The sequence below is a fragment of the Bacteroides sp. B1-V-101 genome (genome assembly GCF_023656585.1).
GTDB lineage: Bacteria > Bacteroidota > Bacteroidia > Bacteroidales > Bacteroidaceae > Bacteroides > Bacteroides thetaiotaomicron.
In genome coordinates this window covers 106,014-126,213 of sequence record NZ_JAMOKH010000010.1, presented here as the reverse complement: position 1 = coordinate 126,213, position 20,200 = coordinate 106,014, and the positions used below count along the sequence as shown (strand labels likewise).

20 protein-coding genes are annotated in these 20,200 nt (G+C 39.3%); all 20 read left to right on the top strand.

Annotation, left to right across the window (positions count from 1 at the left end; translation table 11 throughout):
- Positions 1 to 409: 409 nt before the first annotated feature.
- Positions 410 to 982: a UpxY family transcription antiterminator gene (locus NBH01_RS10070; RefSeq protein ID WP_008764923.1), complete on the top strand. Its 573-nt coding sequence runs from the start codon at positions 410 to 412 to the stop codon at positions 980 to 982.
- Between the two features lie 45 nt (positions 983 to 1,027).
- Positions 1,028 to 1,396: a UpxZ family transcription anti-terminator antagonist gene (locus tag NBH01_RS10065; protein WP_151879444.1), complete on the top strand. Its 369-nt coding sequence runs from the start codon at positions 1,028 to 1,030 to the stop codon at positions 1,394 to 1,396.
- A 15-nt stretch (positions 1,397 to 1,411) separates the two neighbouring features.
- Positions 1,412 to 3,823: an SLBB domain-containing protein gene (locus NBH01_RS10060; RefSeq protein WP_192938733.1), complete on the top strand. Its 2,412-nt coding sequence runs from the start codon at positions 1,412 to 1,414 to the stop codon at positions 3,821 to 3,823.
- 14 nt (positions 3,824 to 3,837) lie between these two features.
- Complete coding sequence (locus NBH01_RS10055; RefSeq protein WP_008764926.1) at positions 3,838 to 4,959, top strand: GumC domain-containing protein; 1,122 nt, start codon at positions 3,838 to 3,840, stop codon at positions 4,957 to 4,959.
- A gap of 28 nt (positions 4,960 to 4,987) precedes the next feature.
- Complete coding sequence (locus NBH01_RS10050) at positions 4,988 to 6,910, top strand: polysaccharide biosynthesis protein (RefSeq protein WP_008764927.1); 1,923 nt, start codon at positions 4,988 to 4,990, stop codon at positions 6,908 to 6,910.
- On the top strand, positions 6,907 to 7,959 hold the full coding sequence (locus NBH01_RS10045; RefSeq protein WP_008764928.1) for an NAD-dependent epimerase: 1,053 nt from the start codon (positions 6,907 to 6,909) through the stop codon (positions 7,957 to 7,959). The genes NBH01_RS10050 and NBH01_RS10045 overlap by 4 nt, the downstream gene beginning before the upstream one ends.
- A gap of 20 nt (positions 7,960 to 7,979) precedes the next feature.
- Positions 7,980 to 9,293, top strand: a complete 1,314-nt coding sequence (locus NBH01_RS10040) for a UDP-glucose dehydrogenase family protein (protein ID WP_151879447.1) — start codon at positions 7,980 to 7,982, stop codon at positions 9,291 to 9,293.
- 90 nt (positions 9,294 to 9,383) lie between these two features.
- Positions 9,384 to 10,514 carry a DegT/DnrJ/EryC1/StrS family aminotransferase gene (locus NBH01_RS10035; protein WP_234141613.1) on the top strand — a complete coding sequence of 377 codons (1,131 nt, stop codon included), beginning with the start codon at positions 9,384 to 9,386 and terminating at the stop codon, positions 10,512 to 10,514.
- 1 nt (position 10,515) lies between these two features.
- A complete protein-coding gene (locus NBH01_RS10030) occupies positions 10,516 to 11,061 on the top strand; it encodes a GNAT family N-acetyltransferase (RefSeq protein ID WP_055230236.1) in 546 nt (181 codons plus the stop codon).
- A gap of 1 nt (position 11,062) precedes the next feature.
- Positions 11,063 to 11,293: a phosphopantetheine-binding protein gene (locus NBH01_RS10025; RefSeq protein ID WP_055230238.1), complete on the top strand. Its 231-nt coding sequence runs from the start codon at positions 11,063 to 11,065 to the stop codon at positions 11,291 to 11,293.
- A 3-nt stretch (positions 11,294 to 11,296) separates the two neighbouring features.
- Positions 11,297 to 12,352: a ketoacyl-ACP synthase III gene (locus NBH01_RS10020; RefSeq protein WP_055230239.1), complete on the top strand. Its 1,056-nt coding sequence runs from the start codon at positions 11,297 to 11,299 to the stop codon at positions 12,350 to 12,352.
- 4 nt (positions 12,353 to 12,356) lie between these two features.
- Complete coding sequence (locus NBH01_RS10015; RefSeq protein WP_055230241.1) at positions 12,357 to 13,103, top strand: SDR family NAD(P)-dependent oxidoreductase; 747 nt, start codon at positions 12,357 to 12,359, stop codon at positions 13,101 to 13,103.
- 18 nt (positions 13,104 to 13,121) lie between these two features.
- Positions 13,122 to 13,358, top strand: a complete 237-nt coding sequence (locus NBH01_RS10010) for a hypothetical protein (protein ID WP_055230243.1) — start codon at positions 13,122 to 13,124, stop codon at positions 13,356 to 13,358.
- Between the two features lie 74 nt (positions 13,359 to 13,432).
- Positions 13,433 to 13,912 (top strand): 3-hydroxyacyl-ACP dehydratase FabZ, encoded by a 480-nt coding sequence (gene fabZ / locus NBH01_RS10005; protein ID WP_055230245.1) that lies wholly within the window; start codon positions 13,433 to 13,435, stop codon positions 13,910 to 13,912.
- 2 nt (positions 13,913 to 13,914) lie between these two features.
- Entirely contained in the window at positions 13,915 to 14,658 is a 744-nt protein-coding gene (locus NBH01_RS10000) for an SDR family NAD(P)-dependent oxidoreductase (protein ID WP_055230248.1), read from the top strand.
- A 10-nt stretch (positions 14,659 to 14,668) separates the two neighbouring features.
- Positions 14,669 to 15,490, top strand: a complete 822-nt coding sequence (locus tag NBH01_RS09995; RefSeq protein WP_016267471.1) for a transketolase — start codon at positions 14,669 to 14,671, stop codon at positions 15,488 to 15,490.
- Positions 15,491 to 15,500: 10 nt separating this feature from the next.
- Positions 15,501 to 16,472, top strand: a complete 972-nt coding sequence (locus NBH01_RS09990) for a transketolase family protein (protein WP_055230250.1) — start codon at positions 15,501 to 15,503, stop codon at positions 16,470 to 16,472.
- 5 nt (positions 16,473 to 16,477) lie between these two features.
- The gene (locus tag NBH01_RS09985) at positions 16,478 to 17,890 is read left to right on the top strand and encodes an AMP-binding protein (RefSeq protein WP_055230252.1); all 1,413 of its coding nucleotides are present in this window, start codon (positions 16,478 to 16,480) and stop codon (positions 17,888 to 17,890) included.
- 2 nt (positions 17,891 to 17,892) lie between these two features.
- Complete coding sequence (locus NBH01_RS09980) at positions 17,893 to 18,978, top strand: LuxE/PaaK family acyltransferase (protein ID WP_055230255.1); 1,086 nt, start codon at positions 17,893 to 17,895, stop codon at positions 18,976 to 18,978.
- On the top strand, positions 18,962 to 20,167 hold the full coding sequence (locus NBH01_RS09975) for an acyl-CoA reductase (RefSeq protein ID WP_055230257.1): 1,206 nt from the start codon (positions 18,962 to 18,964) through the stop codon (positions 20,165 to 20,167). The genes NBH01_RS09980 and NBH01_RS09975 overlap by 17 nt, the downstream gene beginning before the upstream one ends.
- Positions 20,168 to 20,200: the final 33 nt, after the last annotated feature.

Genomic DNA, 20,200 nt, shown 5'->3' with positions numbered 1-20,200 from the left:
CCCACTTGTCAAGTTCAGGTTTCAGGTCTTAATATGATATATAGGTTTGATTCTTTTTTTCTCCCGTTTATAAGTTAAATGCAGCAGTTTATAGAATACTGCATCCTTTCTTTATTTTTTTTCTCAGAATAGTTATTTTTTTCTTTTTATGGTAAAATCTTCTGATAGAGGTGGAGTTTTTAATTCTTTTTTGGGGGCTGGGTAATGAAAATGTCGAATATTTCATTGTTCGTAAATGGTATAATAAATAGGTGTGGAAAATGAAATAAATAGATACTTACCTCTAATTATGGTCGTTTAACGAAAATATTATTGTTTTTTATTTGCGTATATTGGTAAATATGGTCATCTTTGCACCGTTATTCGTTTCTGTTTGTTAAAGAATAACGAATAAGTGTGGGGTAAATAGATGATTTTTAGTAAAAAAGACATTCAAGAAGTTCTGCCGGCAGATGTGACTGGCAGGAGCGTAGCGCACCCTAAACGTTGGTTGGTGGCTTTAGTACGTATTTCTCATGAGAAGAAAACGAGTGAGCGACTATCTAAAATGGGTATTGAAAACTTCCTTCCTGTTCAGCAAGAAGTGCATCAATGGAGTGATCGTCGAAAGGTAGTCGAGCGTGTTCTTCTTCCGATGATGATATTTGTGCATGTCGATATGTATGAACAGAAAGAAGTTTTGACATTGGGCTCTATCAGCCGATATATGGTATTGCGTGGAGAAAGTACTCCTGCTGTCATTCCGGATGAACAGATGCACCGCTTTAAATTTATGCTAGACTATTCGGACGAGGCGATTAATATGAGTACGACTCCCTTGTCACCTGGAACCAAGATTAAGGTTATCAAAGGGCCATTATCCGGACTTCAAGGAGAATTGGTTACAGTAAATGGAAAATCGAAAGTAGCAGTCCGGCTAACTATGTTGGGATGTGCTTTTGTAGATATACCAGTAGGGTGTGTAGAGCCTCTGGAGAAATAAGGGTTTAAATATAAGTGAAACAAGCATTAAGTGAATAAAAGGGGTATGGTGAGTTTTTTACTACAAGAAAATATTGATGAACTGCAACATCTGGCAGATCATTTACTTCACATCGGTGATAAAAATGGGTATGTATACGCCGATAACCTTTCTGCATTACAACAATCCATCCACGAAAAGATAAATGATTTATATTCACAACGGGGGAAGACACCGGAACAGGATGCTACCCTGTGTTTGGCCATCCTTCAGGGATATAATGTGTCGATGTACGCCAATCCGGAAGACGAGGATAGAAAACGGTCTGTCTTGCAGCGTTCTCTGACCCTCCTTGATGTTCTTCCCCCTTCTCTTCTTAAACAACAGTTGTCTGCGGTCTGTCACGGTATGCAGGAACTGTGTGAAACCAACTAACTTTTTTATTTGTCAATGAAAATACAACGACTTTTTAGCATTCTACTTTTTTGTTCTATGCTGGGAAGTGGCTCGCTTATGGCCCAGTCCATGAGTGACTCACAGGTACTGGAATATGTAAAGGACGGTATCCGGCAAGGCAAGGAACAGAAACAGCTTGCTTCCGAGCTTGCGCGTAAAGGTGTGACCAAGGAACAGGCTATGCGTGTGAAGCAGCTCTATGAGCAGCAGAACAATGTAAACACCTCCCAATCCACGGGTACGGATATCAACGAGTCCCGCCTTCGTGAAGAGACTAAGGAGAATACTTCCGACATGCTGGAAGATCATCCGACTACGGAAGATTTGGCCCGTGAGGACCAGGTTTTCGGGCGCAATATCTTCAATACCCGCAACCTGACGTTCGAGCCGAGTGTCAACCTTGCCACTCCTGCCAACTACCGCCTGGGTCCCGGTGATGAAGTCATCATCGATATCTGGGGTGCCAGCCAGAACACGATCCGCCAGCAGATCTCTCCTGAAGGTACCATCAATATTCAGAAGATCGGGCCTGTCAACCTTAGCGGTATGACCGTCTCCGCCGCCAACGACTATCTGAAGGGCGCCCTGAATAAGATCTATAACGGTCTGAACAATACTACCGACCCTACTTCCGACATCCGTCTGACTTTGGGTAATATCCGTACTATCCAGATCAACGTGATGGGAGAGGTCGTGCAGCCGGGTACCTACGCCCTTTCTTCCTTCTCTACCGTCTTCCACGCGCTTTACCGTGCAGGCGGTGTGAGTGATATCGGCAGCCTTCGAAACGTTCAGTTGGTACGCAACGGAAAGAATATCGCCACCATCGACGTCTACGAATTCATCATGAAAGGCAACACACAGGATGACATCCGCCTTCAGGAAGGTGACGTGGTTATCGTCCCCGCTTACGATGTCTTGGTAAAGATCAGCGGCAAGGTAAAACGTCCTATGCGTTTCGAAATGAAGAAAGACGAGAACCTTGCCACTTTAATCAAATATGCCGGCGGCTTTGAAGCTGACGCCTACACCCGTTCATTACGTGTTGTCCGTCAGAATGGTGAGGAATATGAAGTCAACACAGTCAAGGATATGGACTACAGCATCTACACAATGCGTAACGGTGACGTCGTAACAGCCGAAGCCATCCTTAACCGCTTCACAAACAAACTGGAAATCCGTGGCGCTGTCTATCGTCCCGGTATCTACCAGCTCAGCGGTAAACTGAATACGATCCGCGAACTTGTCCATGAAGCTCAGGGTCTGACCGGTGACGCTTTCCTGAATCGTGCCGTCCTTTATCGCCAGCGTGAGGATTTGACCAGTGAAGTTGTTCAGATAGACATCAAGTCTATCATGAACGGTACTTCCCCGAACCTCGCCCTGATGAAGAATGACATCCTTTACATTCCGAGCATTCACGATCTGGAAGATCGTGGCAATGTCACAGTTCATGGTGAGGTCGCCCAACCGGATTCCTATCCCTATGCTGATAACATGACACTTGAGGATCTGATCATCCAGGCCGGTGGCTTGAAAGAAGCCGCCTCCACTGTCCGCATTGATGTGTCGAGACGAATCAAGAATCCCCGTAGTACCGCGGATAATGATACGATCGGTCAGATGTATACCTTCTCTTTAAAGGATGGTTTTGTCATCGACGGTCAGCCCGGTTTTATCCTTCAGCCTTATGACGAAGTTTATGTCCGTCGCAGTCCTGGTTATCAGGCACAACAGAATGTAGTCATTGATGGTGAAATCCTTTTCGGAGGAAATTACGCCATGACCAGCCGTGAGGAACGTCTTTCCGATCTGGTGAATAAAGCGGGTGGTCCTACGAGTCTTGCCTATCTCCGTGGTGCAAAGCTGACCCGCGTGGCAAGTGCCGGTGAGAAGAAACGTATGGGTGATGTGATTCGCCTGATGAGCAGGCAATTGGGTGAGGCCATGATTGACTCTTTGGGTATTGGTGTTGAGGATACCTTTACGGTAGGTATTGATCTGGAGAAGGCTTTGACTAATCCTAAGGGTAGTGCCGACCTTGTCCTACGTGAAGGTGATGTGGTCTTTATACCTAAGAATACTAATACTGTAACTATCAATGGTGCTGTTATGGTTCCGAATACGGTTTCTTATATGAAGGGAAAGAATGTGGATTATTACCTGAATCAGGCCGGTGGCTATTCTGATAATGCAAGGAAGAGTAAGAAGTTCATTGTTTACATGAATGGTCAGGTGACGAAGGTTAAGGGTAGCGGTAAGAAACAGATTGAGCCGGGGTGTGAGATTATTGTGCCTGGTAAGGCTAAGAAGAAAGGGAACATAGCTAATATTTTAGGTTATGCTACTTCCTTCAGTTCTTTGGGTATGATGATTGCTTCTATTGCTAATCTTATAAAGAAATAATAGAATTTACTTTTATGTCAGAACAACAACTAAATAGAAATGTCTCTTCAGAACAGGATAAATTATTAAATGATGAGATGGAAATCGATTTGATGGATATTCTGCGTAAGATAATAAGCATCCGCAAGACATTATATAAAGCTGCCGGAATAGGATTGATTATGGGGATTATAGTAGCATTTAGTATTCCTAAACAATATACAGTCAAAGTGACTTTGTCACCTGAAATGGGAAATTCCAAAGGCACTAATGGGATTGCCGGACTTGCAGCCTCATTTTTGGGAAGCGGCGCAACAATTGGAGATGGTACTGATGCATTAAACGCTTCTCTTTCATCAGATATTGTTTCATCTACTCCTTTTCTTTTAGAACTTATGGATGTGAATGTTCCTACTGATAAAGGTGATATGTTAACTTTAGAAACGTATTTAGACAGTCAATCTTCTCCTTGGTGGAATTATATAATAGGTATACCTGGATTGGTAATTAATGGTGTGAAATCTCTATTTACAGATGAAAATGATAATTCTAATGAAGCAAGTCATGGAACTATTGAACTTACTGAAAAAGAAAGCAAAAAGATAGATGCTCTTAAGAAGAAAATTATTGCTAATGTGGATAAGAAAACAGCTATTACTAATGTCTCAGTAACTTTACAAGAACCTAAAGTAGCAGCAGTAGTAGCCGATTCAGTTGTTCGCAAATTACAAGAATACATCATAGGTTATCGTACTTCAAAAGCTAAAGATGACTGTGTTTATTTGGAGAAGTTATTTAAAGAGCGTCAGGATGAATATTATGATGCTCAAAAAAAATATGCCGATTATGTAGATACACACGATAATCTGATTCTTCAGAGTGTTCGTACTGAGCAGGAACGTTTGCAAAATGACATGAGCTTAGCCTACCAGGTATATAGTCAAGTAGCTAATCAGTTACAGGTCGCAAGAGCGAAAGTTCAAGAAGAAAAACCCGTATTTGCGGTGGTAGAACCGGCAGTCGTTCCACGATATCCTTCCGGTATGGGAAAGAAATCGTATTTAATCATTTTCTTATTTCTGTCTGTTGTAGCTACAGCCGGGTGGTTGCTATTTGGTAAAGATTATTTGGATAAGATAAGGAAAGAACTTGTATAGGGGGTAAAGGGGAAACAAATATATTATTATGAAAAAATCATTGGAAAAGTTCCTTCAATATACTAGCCGGAATTTTTTTAGCTGCTGGATAATTCTAGGAGTAGATACGCTTATAGCCGGCTTATGTACGTTACTTACCTTTATTGGTATTCACTATGTAACAGGCACGGGATGGGATATCATTCAACTAGTTCAAGTGATCGCGCTGGCTTTGGGAGCAAGTATAATTGGAGATCTATTATTTAATACATTTCGGAATACAATTCGTTATTCAGAAATAAAGGATTTATGGCGGGTTATTTGTAGCGTTCTGTTTAAAGCGACATGTTTGGCTATTTATGTTTTTTTCTTTTTGAAAGAGGATAAATTGTTTGGTAGTCAGAATTTAGTATTTGTAATTTCAGATGGGATGTTAACTTTGATATCTTTGATTGGCATTCGTATCATCGTCATAGTGATGTATGAATCATTGATTGGCATTGTCCGCAAAACAGATATGAAAGTTTTTATTTATGGAACGGATGATAAAAGTGTGGCTCTTAAGACTCGTCTCCGCAATAGCTCTCATTATAAAATAGCAGGATTTTGTATTTATAGTCCAGATAATAGTCGCAGGATACTTGTAGATTCACGAGTTTATTCATTTAGTGACAAAGTCAGTTTTAATATTTTAATAAAGAAACATCACATTCAAGGTATCCTTTTTGCGCGCTATGAATCAATAAGGGAAGAAGAAAACAGATTACTTGAATACTGTAAAAGTAGTGGAGTGAAAACATTAATTGCTCCTTCTATCAGTGAAGCAGATGTGAACGGATTCTTCCATCAGTTTGTCCGGCCCATACGTATAGAAGATTTGCTGGGACGTGAAGAGATAAAGATCAATATGCAGGAGATAGCTTCCGAATATTGTGATAAGATTATATTGGTAACAGGAGCAGCTGGAAGTATTGGAAGTGAGCTTTGTAGACAACTGGCTCAGATTGGTGTTCGTAAACTGATTCTATTTGATTCGGGTGAAACTCCCCTTCATAATGTTCGCCTTGAATTTGAGAAAAATTATCCTAATATTGATTTTATACCTGTTATTGGCGACGTGCGGGTTAAACAACGTGTACGCATGGTTTTCGAGCAATATCATCCACAAATAGTATTCCATGCTGCGGCTTATAAACATGTACCTTTAATGGAGGAAAATCCTTGTGAAGCTGTCTATGTCAATGTAATCGGTTCTCGTCAAGTGGCAGATATGGCAGTGGAGTATGGGGCGGAGAAAATGATCATGATTTCAACAGATAAGGCCGTAAATCCCACGAATGTAATGGGAGCTTCCAAACGTCTTGCTGAAATCTATGTTCAGAGTTTGGGAACTGCTATAAAAGAAGGAAAAGCCAAAGGAAAGACAAAATTTATCACAACTCGTTTTGGAAATGTTTTAGGCAGTAATGGTTCTGTGATTCCTCGTTTTAAAGAACAAATTGAGAATGGTGGTCCTGTGACTGTTACTCATCCAGATATTATTCGGTACTTTATGACTATTCCGGAGGCTTGTCGTTTAGTGATGGAAGCCGGTATGATGGGAGAGGGGAATGAAATCTTTGTCTTTGAGATGGGGGAGCCTGTGAAGATTGTAGATTTAGCTACTCGTATGATTGAATTAGCAGGCTACCGTCTAGATGAAGATATCAAGATTGAATATACAGGTTTACGACCAGGAGAAAAGTTATATGAAGAACTTTTGAGTACGGAAGAAAATACTCTGCCTACTAGTAATAAAAAAATAAAAATAGCTAAAGTTCGTCGATATGAGTATAATGACATATTAGAATCATATGCTGATTTTGAAATTTTAGCTAGAAATGTAGAAATAATGGATACGGTTGCTTTGATGAAGAGAATAGTACCGGAATTTATTTCTAGGAATTCACGATTTGAAATATTGGATGTATGAAAATTCTTGTTACAGGAGCTGCTGGCTTTATTGGCTCTTATGTTTGTAAGTATTTGCTTTCTCGAGGAGATGAAGTCGTAGGGTTAGATAATATCAATTCTTATTATGATATTAATTTAAAATATGGTCGTTTACTTACTTTAGGAATAGAAGAAAATGCTGTAAATTGGTATTTGTTTGTAGAAAGCAATGTTTATGAAAAATTCCGATTTATCCGTATGAATCTTGAAGATAAACAGGCAATGCAAATGCTTTTTGCTAATGAGCGGTTTGATAAGGTTGTGAATCTTGCTGCACAGGCAGGTGTAAGATATTCCATCGAAAATCCGTATGCTTATGTGGAAAGTAATATAGATGGTTTTTTAAATGTATTGGAGGGGTGTCGACATTATAGAGTGAAACATTTGATTTATGCTAGTTCGAGTAGTGTTTATGGTTTGAATGGAAAAGTTCCTTTTTCAGAGAATGATAGTGTTGCACATCCTGTCAGTCTTTACGCTGCTACAAAGAAGTCTAATGAACTTATGGCTCACACATATAGTCATTTGTATGCTATTCCTACTACGGGATTACGCTTTTTTACTGTTTATGGTCCTTGGGGGCGTCCAGATATGTCTCCTTTTCTTTTTGCTAGTGCGATACTGAATAACCGCCCAATAAAGGTTTTCAATAATGGTGATATGCTGCGTGATTTTACTTATATTGATGATATTGTTGAGGGAGTTCTTCGGGTGATAGATCATGTCCCTGAACCTAATTTGAATTGGAATGATCAGAATCCTGAACCAAGTTCTTCTAAAGCTCCATATAAAATATATAATATCGGTAATTCTCATCCGGTGAAATTAATGGACTTTATTGAAGCCATAGAAAAAGCTATTGGACATCCTGCTGATAAAATTTATTTTCCGATGCAACCGGGGGATGTTTATCAAACAAACGCAGATACTACAGCTTTGGAAAGAGAATTGGGATTTAAACCCAATAAATCAATAATAGAAGGAGTTCGGAATACGATAGATTGGTATCGTTCTTTCTATCAATTATAACTGTAAGTAAACGTGATGTTATGAAAATAGCAATAGTAGGTACCGGTTATGTAGGTTTAGTTACTGGTAGTTGTTTTTCAGAGATGGGTATAGATGTCACTTGTGTAGATATTCAGAAGTGTAAAATAGAAAATCTGAAGAAAGGTATCATCCCAATTTATGAACCGGGTTTGGAAGACATGGTGCATCGTAATTACAGTGCTGGACGTTTAAAGTTTGCTACTGATTTGAAAGAATGCCTGGATGAAGTAGAAGTTATATTTAGTGCAGTAGGTACTCCTCCTGATGAGGATGGTAGTGCTGATTTGAAGTATGTACTGGAAGTGGCTCGTACTATAGGTCGCAATATAAATAAGTACGTTTTGGTAGTAACTAAAAGCACAGTTCCTGTTGGTACTGCTCAAAAAGTAAAGTCGGTTATTCAAGAAGAACTTGACAAACGTAATGTTCTGATTGATTTTGATGTGGCTTCTAATCCTGAATTTTTGAAAGAAGGAGATGCTGTTGATGATTTCATGAAACCCGATCGTATAGTGGTTGGTATTGAATCTGAAAGAGCTAAAGAAATAATGGAGCGTTTGTACAAACCTTTTATGATGAATAATTACCGGTTGATTTTTACGGATATTCCTAGTGCCGAGATGATCAAATATGCTGCAAACTCAATGTTAGCTACCCGTATCAGTTTTATGAATGACATAGCCAACCTTTGTGAACTAGTAGGAGCAGATGTGAATATGGTTCGTAAAGGTATTGGAGCAGATAGTCGTATTGGTAGTAAGTTCTTGTATCCCGGTTGCGGTTACGGTGGTTCTTGTTTTCCGAAGGATGTGAAAGCTTTGATTAAAACAGCTGAGAAAAATGGTTATTCTATGTATGTTTTGAAATCTGTAGAAGAAGTAAATGAAAGACAAAAGAGTATTCTTTTTGAGAAGTTGTTGAAACACTACAATGGAGATATACAAGGTAAACAAATCACTTTATGGGGGTTGGCTTTTAAACCTGAAACAGATGATATGCGTGAGGCTCCTTCTCTGGTATTGATTCAAAAGTTGCTTGCCGCGGGTGCGACAGTGAAAGTTTATGATCCAATTGCGATGGATGAATGTAGACGTCGAGTCGGAGAGAAGGTCTTTTATGCTACAGATATGTATGATTCTGTATTGGATTCGGATGCTTTAATGTTGGTTACAGAATGGAAAGAGTTCCGTATGCCAAGTTGGGGAGTGATAAAAAAAACAATGAAAAGTGCTGTCGTGATAGATGGACGGAATATTTATGATAAAAAGGAATTGCTAGAAATAGACTTTACCTATTATTGTATTGGGAAATAATCTATTTAGTATTCAAAATAAGATGTTTAAAATTCGATTATAGCTAACGTTTATAATAGGACGTTACCAATTAAAATTAAATCCAAGATTATGTCAATTCAAGTATTGAAACCAAAGTTTGAGATTGAAGAATGTCTCGAGGCGGTAAAGGAATGCCTTGAGCAAGGTTGGACAGGCATGGGCTTTAAAACCGTTCAGTTCGAAGAAGCCTGGAAAGATTACACCGGTCATAAATATGCATATTATCTTAACTCCAACACAGTAGGTCTTCATCTTGCTGTGAAAATTCTTAAAATGCAGAATGGATGGCAAGATGGTGATGAAATTATCTCAACTCCTATCACCTTTGTATCGACCAATCACGCAGTTATGTACGAAAATATGCATGTTACATTTGCTGATGTAGATGAGTATCTTTGCCTTGATCCTATAGATGTTGAGAAGAAAATAAGTGATAAAACCAAAGCTATTATTTTTGTAGGTTATGGTGGACGCGTAGGAAAACTTGATAAGATCATAGAGATATGTAAAAAGCATGATCTGAAACTAATTCTTGATGCTGCTCACATGTCAGGCACACGAATTAATGGTGTAACTCCAGGTACTTGGGATGGCGTAGATGTTACGGTTTATTCTTATCAGGCTGTGAAGAACCTTCCTACGGGTGATAGTGGTATGATATGCTTTGCAAATGAAAAAGACGATAAACTAGCACGTCAGCTTGCTTGGTTGGGTATTAATAAAGATACCTATGCTCGTTCAAACAAAGGGACCTATGCTTGGAAATATGATGTGGACTATGTGGGTTATAAATACAATGGCAATGCTATAATGGCTGCTATCGCATTAGTTCAACTTAAATATCTTGATAGGGATAATGCACGTCGTCGTGAAATTGTGGAGATGTACAGCAAGGCATTTGAAAACAATGCGAAGATTCAGATAGTGAAAGCTCCTCATGCCGATGAATGCTCTTTCCATATTTACGAACTTATTGTACCTGATCGTGAAGGACTTTTAGGTAAACTAGCTGAAAATGATATCTATGGTGGCGTACATTACCGTGACAATACAGAGTATAGCATGTATCTATATGCTAAGGGAACTTGCCCCCGTGCTCATGAAGTCAGCAAACATCTCATTACACTTCCGCTACACATGTGGCTCACTGATGAAGAAGTTAATAGAATCATAGCTGTTGTAAACGATTATGTGAAGTAATATGGTTTATGAAGGAATCCTTGAAGGACGTTTTGTCAATCTTCGTCCTGTCACGAAAGAAGACGCAGAGTTCATTTTGGAAATTAGGAATAATCCGGAAATTTCAAAATTTCTTCCTTCTCTGAATGCCACAGTTGATCAGCAACAAAGTTGGATAGACAAGCAAAGAAACGACATCAATAGTTATTATTTTATTATCGAAGATAAAACTAAAATGCGAATAGGGACCACTAGTGTTTACAACATTATAGAGAATCATGCTGAGGTAGGTCGTTTCTGCTCTTTCGGAAATTCGATTCAAAATTCTGAAGCGGCATTAATGTTGGATGACTTTATATTCCAAAAGTTAGGTATTAATTATCTAGATATTTGGGTGTATAAAGATAATAAATCAGTGCTTGCTTTAAACAAGGGGTTGGGGTGTGTATGGGAAGGAGAAGGTGAAGATGAAAAAGGTATTCCATATTTATATGGTACTTTAACGAAGGAAGGATTCGACATAAAATCACAGAAAATAAGGAATAATTTGTCTAAAATAAAAATATAATATGAAAATAAATGATTTTATTCAGAATTTTGCTAATCAGTTTGACGAAACTGATGCAAGTGAATTTCAGGCTACAACAGAGTTTAGGCAGCTTGATGAGTGGTCATCCCTTTCATCTCTTGCAATTATATCAATGATTGATGATGAATATGATGTTGTTATTAACGGGAATGATCTTCGCAATTGCAATACTATCGAGGATTTGTTTGCTATAGTAGAATCTAAAAAGTAACTTATGGCATTCATATCAATACCTAATGTAGCTATTCGGGGAATCTCAGCATGTGTACCGTCACATGTAGAAGAAAACATTGACCTTCCTGTCTTTAAGGAGGGCGAGGCTTCTCGTGTGATAGCTCAGACAGGCATAGAACGCAAACATACGGTTGAATCAGGTACTACAGCTAGCGATCTTTGTGTTAAGGCTGCCAATAAATTGCTTGAGGACTTAGGTTGGGGAAAAGATACGATAGACGTAATTGTGTTCGTTTCATCATCAGCCGATTATGTAGTCCCGCCAACAGCTTGTATAATACAAGAAGAACTGGGATTGCCAGAGACTTGCCTTTCTATTGAAATTAAGCATGGTTGTTCGGGGTGGGTGGTAGGATTGAACTCTGCTGCTTCCCTCATAATGGGAGGCTGTTTGAAAAGAGCTCTGCTTCTTTGTGGTGATACCTCGACATTGCTCCATTCACCTTTTGATAAGGAAACGCGACCACTCTTTGGTGATGCCGGTTCATGTACTGCTTTAGAATTTGACACTATAGCTTCCACCTTGGAGTTTGAACATGGCACTCGTGGCAAGGACTTTAAATCTATTTATACTCCTGTTGGTGGTTGTCGGAATGCCGTTACAGCGAAAGACCTTGAATTCATAGAGTATGGTCCAAATCAATTACGTCGTAATATTGACTGTACTATGGATGGCATGAATGTGTTCGCTTTCGGAATGTCTGTTGCTCCGAAAAGTGTAAAAAGACTAGCCGAAAAATATGTACTAAATCTTGAACAGATGGATTATCTCTTTCTGCATCAAGCCAATCACTACATGAACGAGAAAATTCGAAAGAAACTAAATTTTGCTCCAGAAAAGACACCTTATAGCCTTCGTGATTTTGGTAACACGAGCTGTGCTTCTATTCCTGTCACTATCATAACACAGTGTAGCAAAGACTTTGCAACTAGAAAACTAGATTCTATTGGTTGTGCTTTCGGTGTGGGACTAGCATGGGGAAGTGTTCATTTTCAGACAAATAAAATAGTTTGTTCAGAATTAATATTTTATTAAGTTAATGTATAATCCGTTTTCATTAGAAGGTAAGACTATTTTAGTCACGGGTGCTTCATCCGGGATAGGGCGTGCTACGGCTATAGAATGTTCAAGGATGGGCGCAAAGGTAATCATTACAGCCCGTAATGAGGAACGATTGAAGGAAACTCTTGAACAGTTGGAAGGAGATGATCATTGTATGATCCTTTGTAATCTTGCTGACACATTGGCAATAGATGGATTGGTTTCAAATTTACCTGAAATTCATGGGTTGGTCAATAACGCTGGTTTTACAAAGTTGTCTTTACTTCAATTTGTAAAGGAAGAAGACTTGAAATCCATATTTCAAGTAAATACTATAGCCCCTGTTCTCCTTTTCCAAAAACTTCTAAAAAAGAAGAAAATAAAGAAGGGTGCATCTATTGTATTTACTAGTTCTATGGCAGGATTAGGATGTACATCTGTCGGTAATTCCATGTATACTGCCAGTAAAGGTGCGATAAGTGCATATATAAAGACTGCGGCTCTTGAACTTGCTCCCAAAAGTATTCGTATAAATGCCATCTGTCCGGCAATGGTTAATACAGGTATTCTTGAGGGTGGATCTGTAACAAAGGAGCAATTAAAGGAAGATATGAAACAATATCCGTTGGGACGCTATGGTGATCCATATGATATTGCATGGGCGATGATATATTTGTTATCTGACGCCTCCAGTTGGATAACTGGTACAAATTTAATCCTTGATGGAGGTTTAACATTAAAATAATTATTAAAATAATCCGATATGACAACTTTAGAAAAGTATACAAATGTTTTCGTGGAAAATCTGCAAATAACAGCAGAACAGTGTGAAGGTCTTCAATATCAAGGTGTAGAACTTTGGGATAGCGTAGGTCATATGACTCTTGTTGCAGCTTTGGAGGATACTTTTGATATCATGCTGGAAACAGACGATATTGTTGACCTTTCTTCTTTCGAAAAGGGGATGGAGATTCTTCAGAAATACGATATCACATTCTAAAATCTAATATGCTAAATAATGATTTTTATTCATTATATTTAAAATGTATCATATTAACAGAGAATTATTAAACAATGGAAGATGTTGAAATAAAATCATTGGATTATAATCAGATTTTAGAGTATCAAGCAGACAGATATCCTTATTTGTTTTTTGATAGGATTGATGAAGTAATACCGGGACAGAGGTGTAAGGGGTATAAGAACTTGACTCATAACGAATGGTTTTTCCCTATTCACTTCCCTGGTGATCCTTGTATGCCCGGTTTCCTGCAAGCAGAAGCTTTGACGCAAGTATGTGCTCTTTGTATATTGACATTGGAAGGCAATAAAGGCAAGCAAGTGTTGCTCCTCTCTTGTGATAAGTTGCGTCTGTTTCAGAAAGTTCGTCCCGGTGACAAAATGGTACTTGACACAGAGCTGTTGTCATACCGTCATGGTATAGCAAAAGGTAAAGGAAGAGCTATGGTTGACGGCAAACTAGTTTGTTCATGTGAAATGACTTTTACTCTTTCAGAGTCGGAAGAGCGCAAGGCATTAACTCCAAAGATTTGATTATGGATATAAAAGGAAAAGTTGTCCTCATCACAGGATGTAACAGAGGTATTGGTAAAGCTATGCTTGAGACTTTTTCTGCACAAGGGTGCAATATTATTGCTTGTTTGCGACAGAAAAATGAAGAGTTCGACATGCTATGTGAGGAAATAATCCAAAGGAATGGCACGATGATTACCAAGTATTATTTCGATATGATGGATGAAGATAGTATAAAAAGTACTATCACACAGATATTCAAGAGTAAACAGCGTATTGACATAATGATAAATAATGCAGGTGTGGTAACGAAAGGCTTATTACAAATGACAACGATGAAACAGTTGCACGAAATTTTTCAGGTTAATTTTTTTGCCCATGTGCAATTCATACAGGGTGTTTCTAAAATAATGATGCGGCAACGGGAAGGTGTAATTATCAACATGGCAAGCGTTGGAGGAATTGATGCTTATCCTGCATACATAAGTTATGGATGCAGCAAGGCTGCAATGATATATTTAACAAAGACTTTGTCTCAGGAACTGGCTCCTTATGGAATACGGGTGAATGCTCTTGCTCCCAGTATGACTGATACCCGTATGAAAGAGCAGATGGGAGCAGAAGCAAATGAGGAAATAATGAGGCGTACTGCGCTCAAACGTATTGCCCAACCAGAAGAGATAGCTAAACTTGCATTATTTCTGGCTTCGGATGATTCTTCGTTTATTACCGGACAGGTAGTGCGCATTGATGGAGGTTTAAACTAGAGCAATAATAATGGAACAAAAAAAAATAAATAACTGTAAACAGTTAGCCAAAGAACTTCGGCGAGAAATAGTCGTGTCATCTTATGGCACAGGTAAGGTAGGTGTACATATAGGTCCAGCCCTTTCCCTTGCCGATTTTTTAGCTGTGTTGTATGGTGGTGTTATGAATATTGACCCCTCTAATCCGTTTAAAGAAGGGCGTGACCGTTTTGTGTTGAGTAAAGGGCATGCATACACTGCGCTTTATTCAGTCCTTAGCCTTCGTGGTTTTTTCTCAACAATGGAATATCATGAAAATTTCATGACTGACGGAGGATTGTATCCTGCACATCCTATTAAGCAATTGGACAAGGGCATTGAGTGTTCTACAGGTAGTCTTGGTATGGGGTTATCCTTCGCTGTCGGGAAGGCTCTTAACGCAAAAAAGAAAAAACTTGATTATAAAACATATGTTGTCGTGGGTGACGGAGAGTGTAACGAAGGAAGTACATTGGAGGCATTTGTGTCTGCAGTTCAGTATAAATTGGATAATCTTATCGTGTTCATTGACCATAATGGATATCAGCAGGATGGTATGACGTCTGAGATCATGAATTTTTCTTTTGCTGATACTTTGGGAGCCATCGGCTGTAAAGTGGTAGAGATTGATGGAAATGACACGGAAGCTATAATTAATGCTTTGGAGAATAGACCAATAAATGGTAAACCTCTTGTTATAGTCGGTCATACAATCAAGGGGAAAGGTGTATCATTTATGGAGGGTGTCAACTCATGGCATCATTCATCAATGAACGAAGATCAATATAAACAAGCAATGGAAGAACTAAAATAAACAGATAATTATGGAATATAACAGAATACAACTTCGTACTTGGTCTATGCTCGGCAAACGAGGTACTTTCGGTTCCGCGCTTACCGAGTTCGCTCCTATAGCTGATAATCTGATGGCGGTTTCAGCAGACTTTACACGTTCTTCCGGTTTGGAACGATATAGTAAGGTTTATTCTGATAAGTTTCTTAATGTAGGTATTGCCGAGCAGAATCTTATCGGAGTTTCGTCTGGACTTGCCAGTGAGGGCTACAATGTGTTTGCTACATCTTTTGCAGCATTCATTGCAACACGCAGCTATGAGCAAGTGAAGATCCATTGCGGATATATGCAGCATAATATAAAAGTTGTTGGCTTGGCTGCTGGTTTCGGTGTTCAGCAACAGGGTAATACCCACTACGGTCTTGATGATATTTGCTTGATGCGTGCTATACCTAACATGACTATAGTATCGCCAGCCGATTCGACTGAGGTAGTTAAAGCAACAGAAGCCCTTCTTAACTTTGAAGGTCCTGTATATTTGAGGCTTTGTGGTGAAGCTAATGACCCTATGGTGTATAAATCCGATTATGATTTTGAAATAGGTAAGGCTATAACGCTGTGTGAAGGAGCCGATGTTACTATAGTCTCTACTGGTACAATGGTGTATCAGTCACTTCAAGCCGCGAAAAAGTTGGCAGAACAAGGTATTGAATGTACGGTAATAAATATGCATACAATAAAGCCTCTTGATACAAATGTGCTTGCTAAATATTGCCATGACTGTAAATTGGTAGTAACCTGTGAAGAAGGATTTGTATCAGGTGGACTTGGTGCTGCTGTTGCAGAAACTTTAGTACAGAGTGGCAAGAAAATACCACAGATGCTCCTACTTGGTCTGACTGATTTCCCACATGCTGGTTCTTATAAATACATGCTTGCACAAACTGGTCTTGATGCCCAACATATAGCAGAGAAAATACAAAATAAACTGGCTGATATTTGATAACGATGTTTAATCTACAGCAATATTCGGCAAAAATAGCCGTCATTACTGACCGTGGTGAAAAACTTACTTATGCTGAACTTTATACAAAAGTAGAGGATTTTCATGAGCATATACCTGTAAAGGGACTTATTTTCTTTTTGTGCGAAAATCAACTGGGGTCTTTAGTGGGATATATGGCATGTATAATGAAAAAGATTCCTGCTGTATTACTTGATGGAAGTAAAGAGCTGGAATTAATACAACAGCTTATTACTATTTATCATCCCGAATACCTTTGGATGCCTACACATCGCAAATGTGAAATAGGTGGAAAGACACTTTATGAATATGGTGACTTCTCACTCCAGCAGATAACTTATGATCATGACTTTACCACTGAAGAGAAGATTTTAAATCCGGACCTTATACTTTGTCTGACCACTTCTGGAAGTACTGGATCACCAAAGCTAGTTCGTCTGTCATTAAAAAATCTGGAAAGTAATGCTGAATCTATAGCCGAGTATCTTCAAATTGATAAAAATGAACGTCCCGTAACAACACTTCCAATGTATTATAGTTTTGGCGTTTCGGTAATCAACAGTCACTTGATTAAAGGTGCCACCCTTTTATTAACTGATAAATCTGTTATTCAAAAAGAGTTCTGGTCGTTCATCAAAGAGCAGAAAGCTACATCTATAGCTGGTGTTCCTTATACTTACGAGATGTTACGCAGATTACGTTTCTTTCGTATGGAACTGCCGGATCTTAAGACCATGACGCAGGCTGGTGGGAAGTTGAACGCCACTTTTGTGAAGGAGTTTGTAGATTTTGCTAAGCAGAGCGACAAACAATTTATTGTAATGTACGGACAGACTGAAGCTACTGCCAGAATGAGTTATCTTCCTTGGGAAAGAGCATTAGAGAAAGCTAGTAGTATCGGCATTGCCATTCCGGGTGGTGAATTCTCATTGGCAGATGCGTCAGGTAATGAAATACTAGACACGGATATTGACGGTGAGTTGGTTTATAAGGGAGCTAATGTCTCAATGGGATATGCAGAATGTCGTGAAGATCTGTCTAAAGGTGATGAGAATCATGGAATATTGCATACAGGTGATATTGCTCGCAAAGATGCAGATGGCTATTACTATATCACCGGACGTATGAAACGATTTGTAAAAGTCTGGGGTAATCGTTGTAATTTAGATGCTACGGAACAACTCGTAAAAGCAGTTACTTCAAATTGCGCATGTGTAGGTGTGGATGATAAGATAACAGTGTTTGTGACTGAAGAAGGACTAGAAGATCAAATCAAGAATTTACTAGTGGAGAAGACCGGATTCAATCCCCGCGCATTTGCTATTCAAGTGATTGCGGAAATTCCCAAATACACATCAGGTAAGATACAATACCCTGAACTTCAAAAAATGATTTGAGTATGGAAATAAACGAAATATTGGAAATATCCCCGTATTCATTAAGTAAAGACCAAAAGCGCGAATTACTCAATAATCGTCTGCATGAACTGACACGCAAACATTATGAGCAATGTCTGCCATATCGTAGAATGATGGATGCAATGGAACTGGACATGGATAATCTTCCCGGTTACGAAAAGCTCCCATTCCTTCCTGTTCGTCTATTTAAGGAGTTTGAACTTCGCAGTTGTGAGAAAGATGAAATTGTAAAGACTATGACATCATCGGGAACTACAGGTCAGCAGGTGTCGCGTATCTTTCTGGATCGTGAAACAAGTAGTGCCCAGCAGAAATGTTTGACAAAAATCGTCAGTCACTTCATTGGCACCAAGCGTGTGCCCATGCTGATACTGGATACATCAGCTGTTGTCAAGAATAGAAGTATGTTTTCTGCCCGTGGAGCCGGTATTTTAGGTTTTTCCATGTTCGGAAGTAAACGTCAGTATGCACTGGATGAAAATATGGAATTGGACATCGAAGGCATGAAGAACTTCCTCGAAGAACATAAGGATGAAACGATCTTTATGTTTGGTTTTACTTTTATGATTTGGCAGCATTTTTACAAAAAACTTATCGAAACCGGTTACTTACCCAACCTTTCCAAAGGTGTGCTTATTCATGGTGGTGGTTGGAAAAAACTGGTCAATGAGAAAGTTTCTCCAATAGAATATAAGAAACGTCTGAATGAAGTTTGTGGCATTTTGCCGGAGAATATACATGACTATTACGGGATGGTTGAGCAGACCGGTTGTGTGTATATGGAGTGCCAATGCGGTTATTTGCATGCTTCTGTTTTCAGTGATGTGTTGATTCGCCGCCCGAAAGATTTTTCATTAGCCGCTGTAGGTGAACAAGGTCTGATTGAAGTGGTGAGCGTATTGCCCGGTAGCTATCCCGGACATGTGCTTTTGACTGAAGATGAAGGTATGATATTGGGTGAAGACGATTGTCCTTGTGGTCTGAAAGGCAAGTATTTCAAGATTGAAGGTCGAATTAAAAATGCGGAAATCCGTGGATGTAGTGATACCTATGCAACAAAGTTCTGATTATATCTTGCTTTTCCCACAAGAGATTGATTGGGAGAAGTTTACGCAATATCACCCCGATGAACCATTCTCGGACGGTGTGATAGAGTTTCTGAATGCTTTATCTTCAGTCTTACTGAAAGATCATCGAAGTCGTATGTTTCCGGATGTCATTACTTTTGCGTTTTTCTGTCGAAGGGCAAATCTGATAGCACTGAAAGAACGGTATATGCAGGATAAACTGAGATTGGGTCGTGGCATACTGTTCCACATTGCTCCCAGTAATGTACCTATCAATTTTGGTTATTCATTGGTGGCCGGTCTGTTAGCAGGTAATGCAAATGTGGTTCGTGTCAGCGGCAAACAGTTTACACAGGTTGACTTGATTATTGATCATTTACATGAATTGATAGAGTGCGGAAAGTATGATGATATTGCTTCACGCATTGTTCTGGTTCGATATGACCATACAAGTGATGCTAATGCTTATTTTTCTTCTCTTTGTGACGTTCGTGTCATTTGGGGGGGGGATACGACCATTGCCACCCTGCGTCAAAATGTACTACCGGCACGTAGCTTTGATGTCTGCTTCGCTGACCGATATTCCATTGCAGCCATCCGTCCAAAAGCCATAATGGCAACCTGTGATGCCGATATGAAAAAGTTGGCGGAGGCCTTTTATAACGATACCTATTTGTTTGATCAAAATGCCTGTTCAGCTCCCCATACTATTTTTTGGTTGCAAGATGAGCACTTGGAAGCGGCCAAGGATCGCTTTTGGAATGCTGTTCATGAGCATGCTGAGCATAAATATCGACTACAAGCTGTGGTGAGTGTGGACAAAATAACTGCATTCTATCGTCAGGCTGCATACATGGATGTTAAGTATGAGAAGATGCCCGACAATGTGGCGGTACGTTCCGAATTAGTGGAACTGCCGAAGAATATTGAAGACTTCCGCTGTACATGTGGCTATTTCTCAGAATACACTGTTCGATCGTTGGATGAGATTGCTCCGATCGTCACCACCAAGTACCAGACACTGGGGTATTACGGATTTGAAAAGAACGAACTCATTGATTTCATTCGCCGCAATCGTCTGAAGGGACTGGATCGTGTTGTGCCCATCGGAGAGACGACTGTTTTTGCGCTTACTTGGGATGGATACAATTTAATAGATACGTTTACACGGATTCCATCGGTAATATGATATATTTGGATAGCATTGTCAATTCCGTATTTA

Coding starts and splice junctions, on each gene's coding strand:
- NBH01_RS10070 (WP_008764923.1), top strand. CDS start 410: ATGATTTTTAGTAAAAAAGACATTCAAGAAGTTCTGCCGGCAGATGTG.
- NBH01_RS10065 (WP_151879444.1), top strand. CDS start 1,028: ATGGTGAGTTTTTTACTACAAGAAAATATTGATGAACTGCAACATCTG.
- NBH01_RS10060 (WP_192938733.1), top strand. CDS start 1,412: ATGAAAATACAACGACTTTTTAGCATTCTACTTTTTTGTTCTATGCTG.
- NBH01_RS10055 (WP_008764926.1), top strand. CDS start 3,838: ATGTCAGAACAACAACTAAATAGAAATGTCTCTTCAGAACAGGATAAA.
- NBH01_RS10050 (WP_008764927.1), top strand. CDS start 4,988: ATGAAAAAATCATTGGAAAAGTTCCTTCAATATACTAGCCGGAATTTT.
- NBH01_RS10045 (WP_008764928.1), top strand. CDS start 6,907: ATGAAAATTCTTGTTACAGGAGCTGCTGGCTTTATTGGCTCTTATGTT.
- NBH01_RS10040 (WP_151879447.1), top strand. CDS start 7,980: ATGAAAATAGCAATAGTAGGTACCGGTTATGTAGGTTTAGTTACTGGT.
- NBH01_RS10035 (WP_234141613.1), top strand. CDS start 9,384: ATGTCAATTCAAGTATTGAAACCAAAGTTTGAGATTGAAGAATGTCTC.
- NBH01_RS10030 (WP_055230236.1), top strand. CDS start 10,516: ATGGTTTATGAAGGAATCCTTGAAGGACGTTTTGTCAATCTTCGTCCT.
- NBH01_RS10025 (WP_055230238.1), top strand. CDS start 11,063: ATGAAAATAAATGATTTTATTCAGAATTTTGCTAATCAGTTTGACGAA.
- NBH01_RS10020 (WP_055230239.1), top strand. CDS start 11,297: ATGGCATTCATATCAATACCTAATGTAGCTATTCGGGGAATCTCAGCA.
- NBH01_RS10015 (WP_055230241.1), top strand. CDS start 12,357: ATGTATAATCCGTTTTCATTAGAAGGTAAGACTATTTTAGTCACGGGT.
- NBH01_RS10010 (WP_055230243.1), top strand. CDS start 13,122: ATGACAACTTTAGAAAAGTATACAAATGTTTTCGTGGAAAATCTGCAA.
- fabZ (WP_055230245.1), top strand. CDS start 13,433: ATGGAAGATGTTGAAATAAAATCATTGGATTATAATCAGATTTTAGAG.
- NBH01_RS10000 (WP_055230248.1), top strand. CDS start 13,915: ATGGATATAAAAGGAAAAGTTGTCCTCATCACAGGATGTAACAGAGGT.
- NBH01_RS09995 (WP_016267471.1), top strand. CDS start 14,669: ATGGAACAAAAAAAAATAAATAACTGTAAACAGTTAGCCAAAGAACTT.
- NBH01_RS09990 (WP_055230250.1), top strand. CDS start 15,501: ATGGAATATAACAGAATACAACTTCGTACTTGGTCTATGCTCGGCAAA.
- NBH01_RS09985 (WP_055230252.1), top strand. CDS start 16,478: ATGTTTAATCTACAGCAATATTCGGCAAAAATAGCCGTCATTACTGAC.
- NBH01_RS09980 (WP_055230255.1), top strand. CDS start 17,893: ATGGAAATAAACGAAATATTGGAAATATCCCCGTATTCATTAAGTAAA.
- NBH01_RS09975 (WP_055230257.1), top strand. CDS start 18,962: ATGCAACAAAGTTCTGATTATATCTTGCTTTTCCCACAAGAGATTGAT.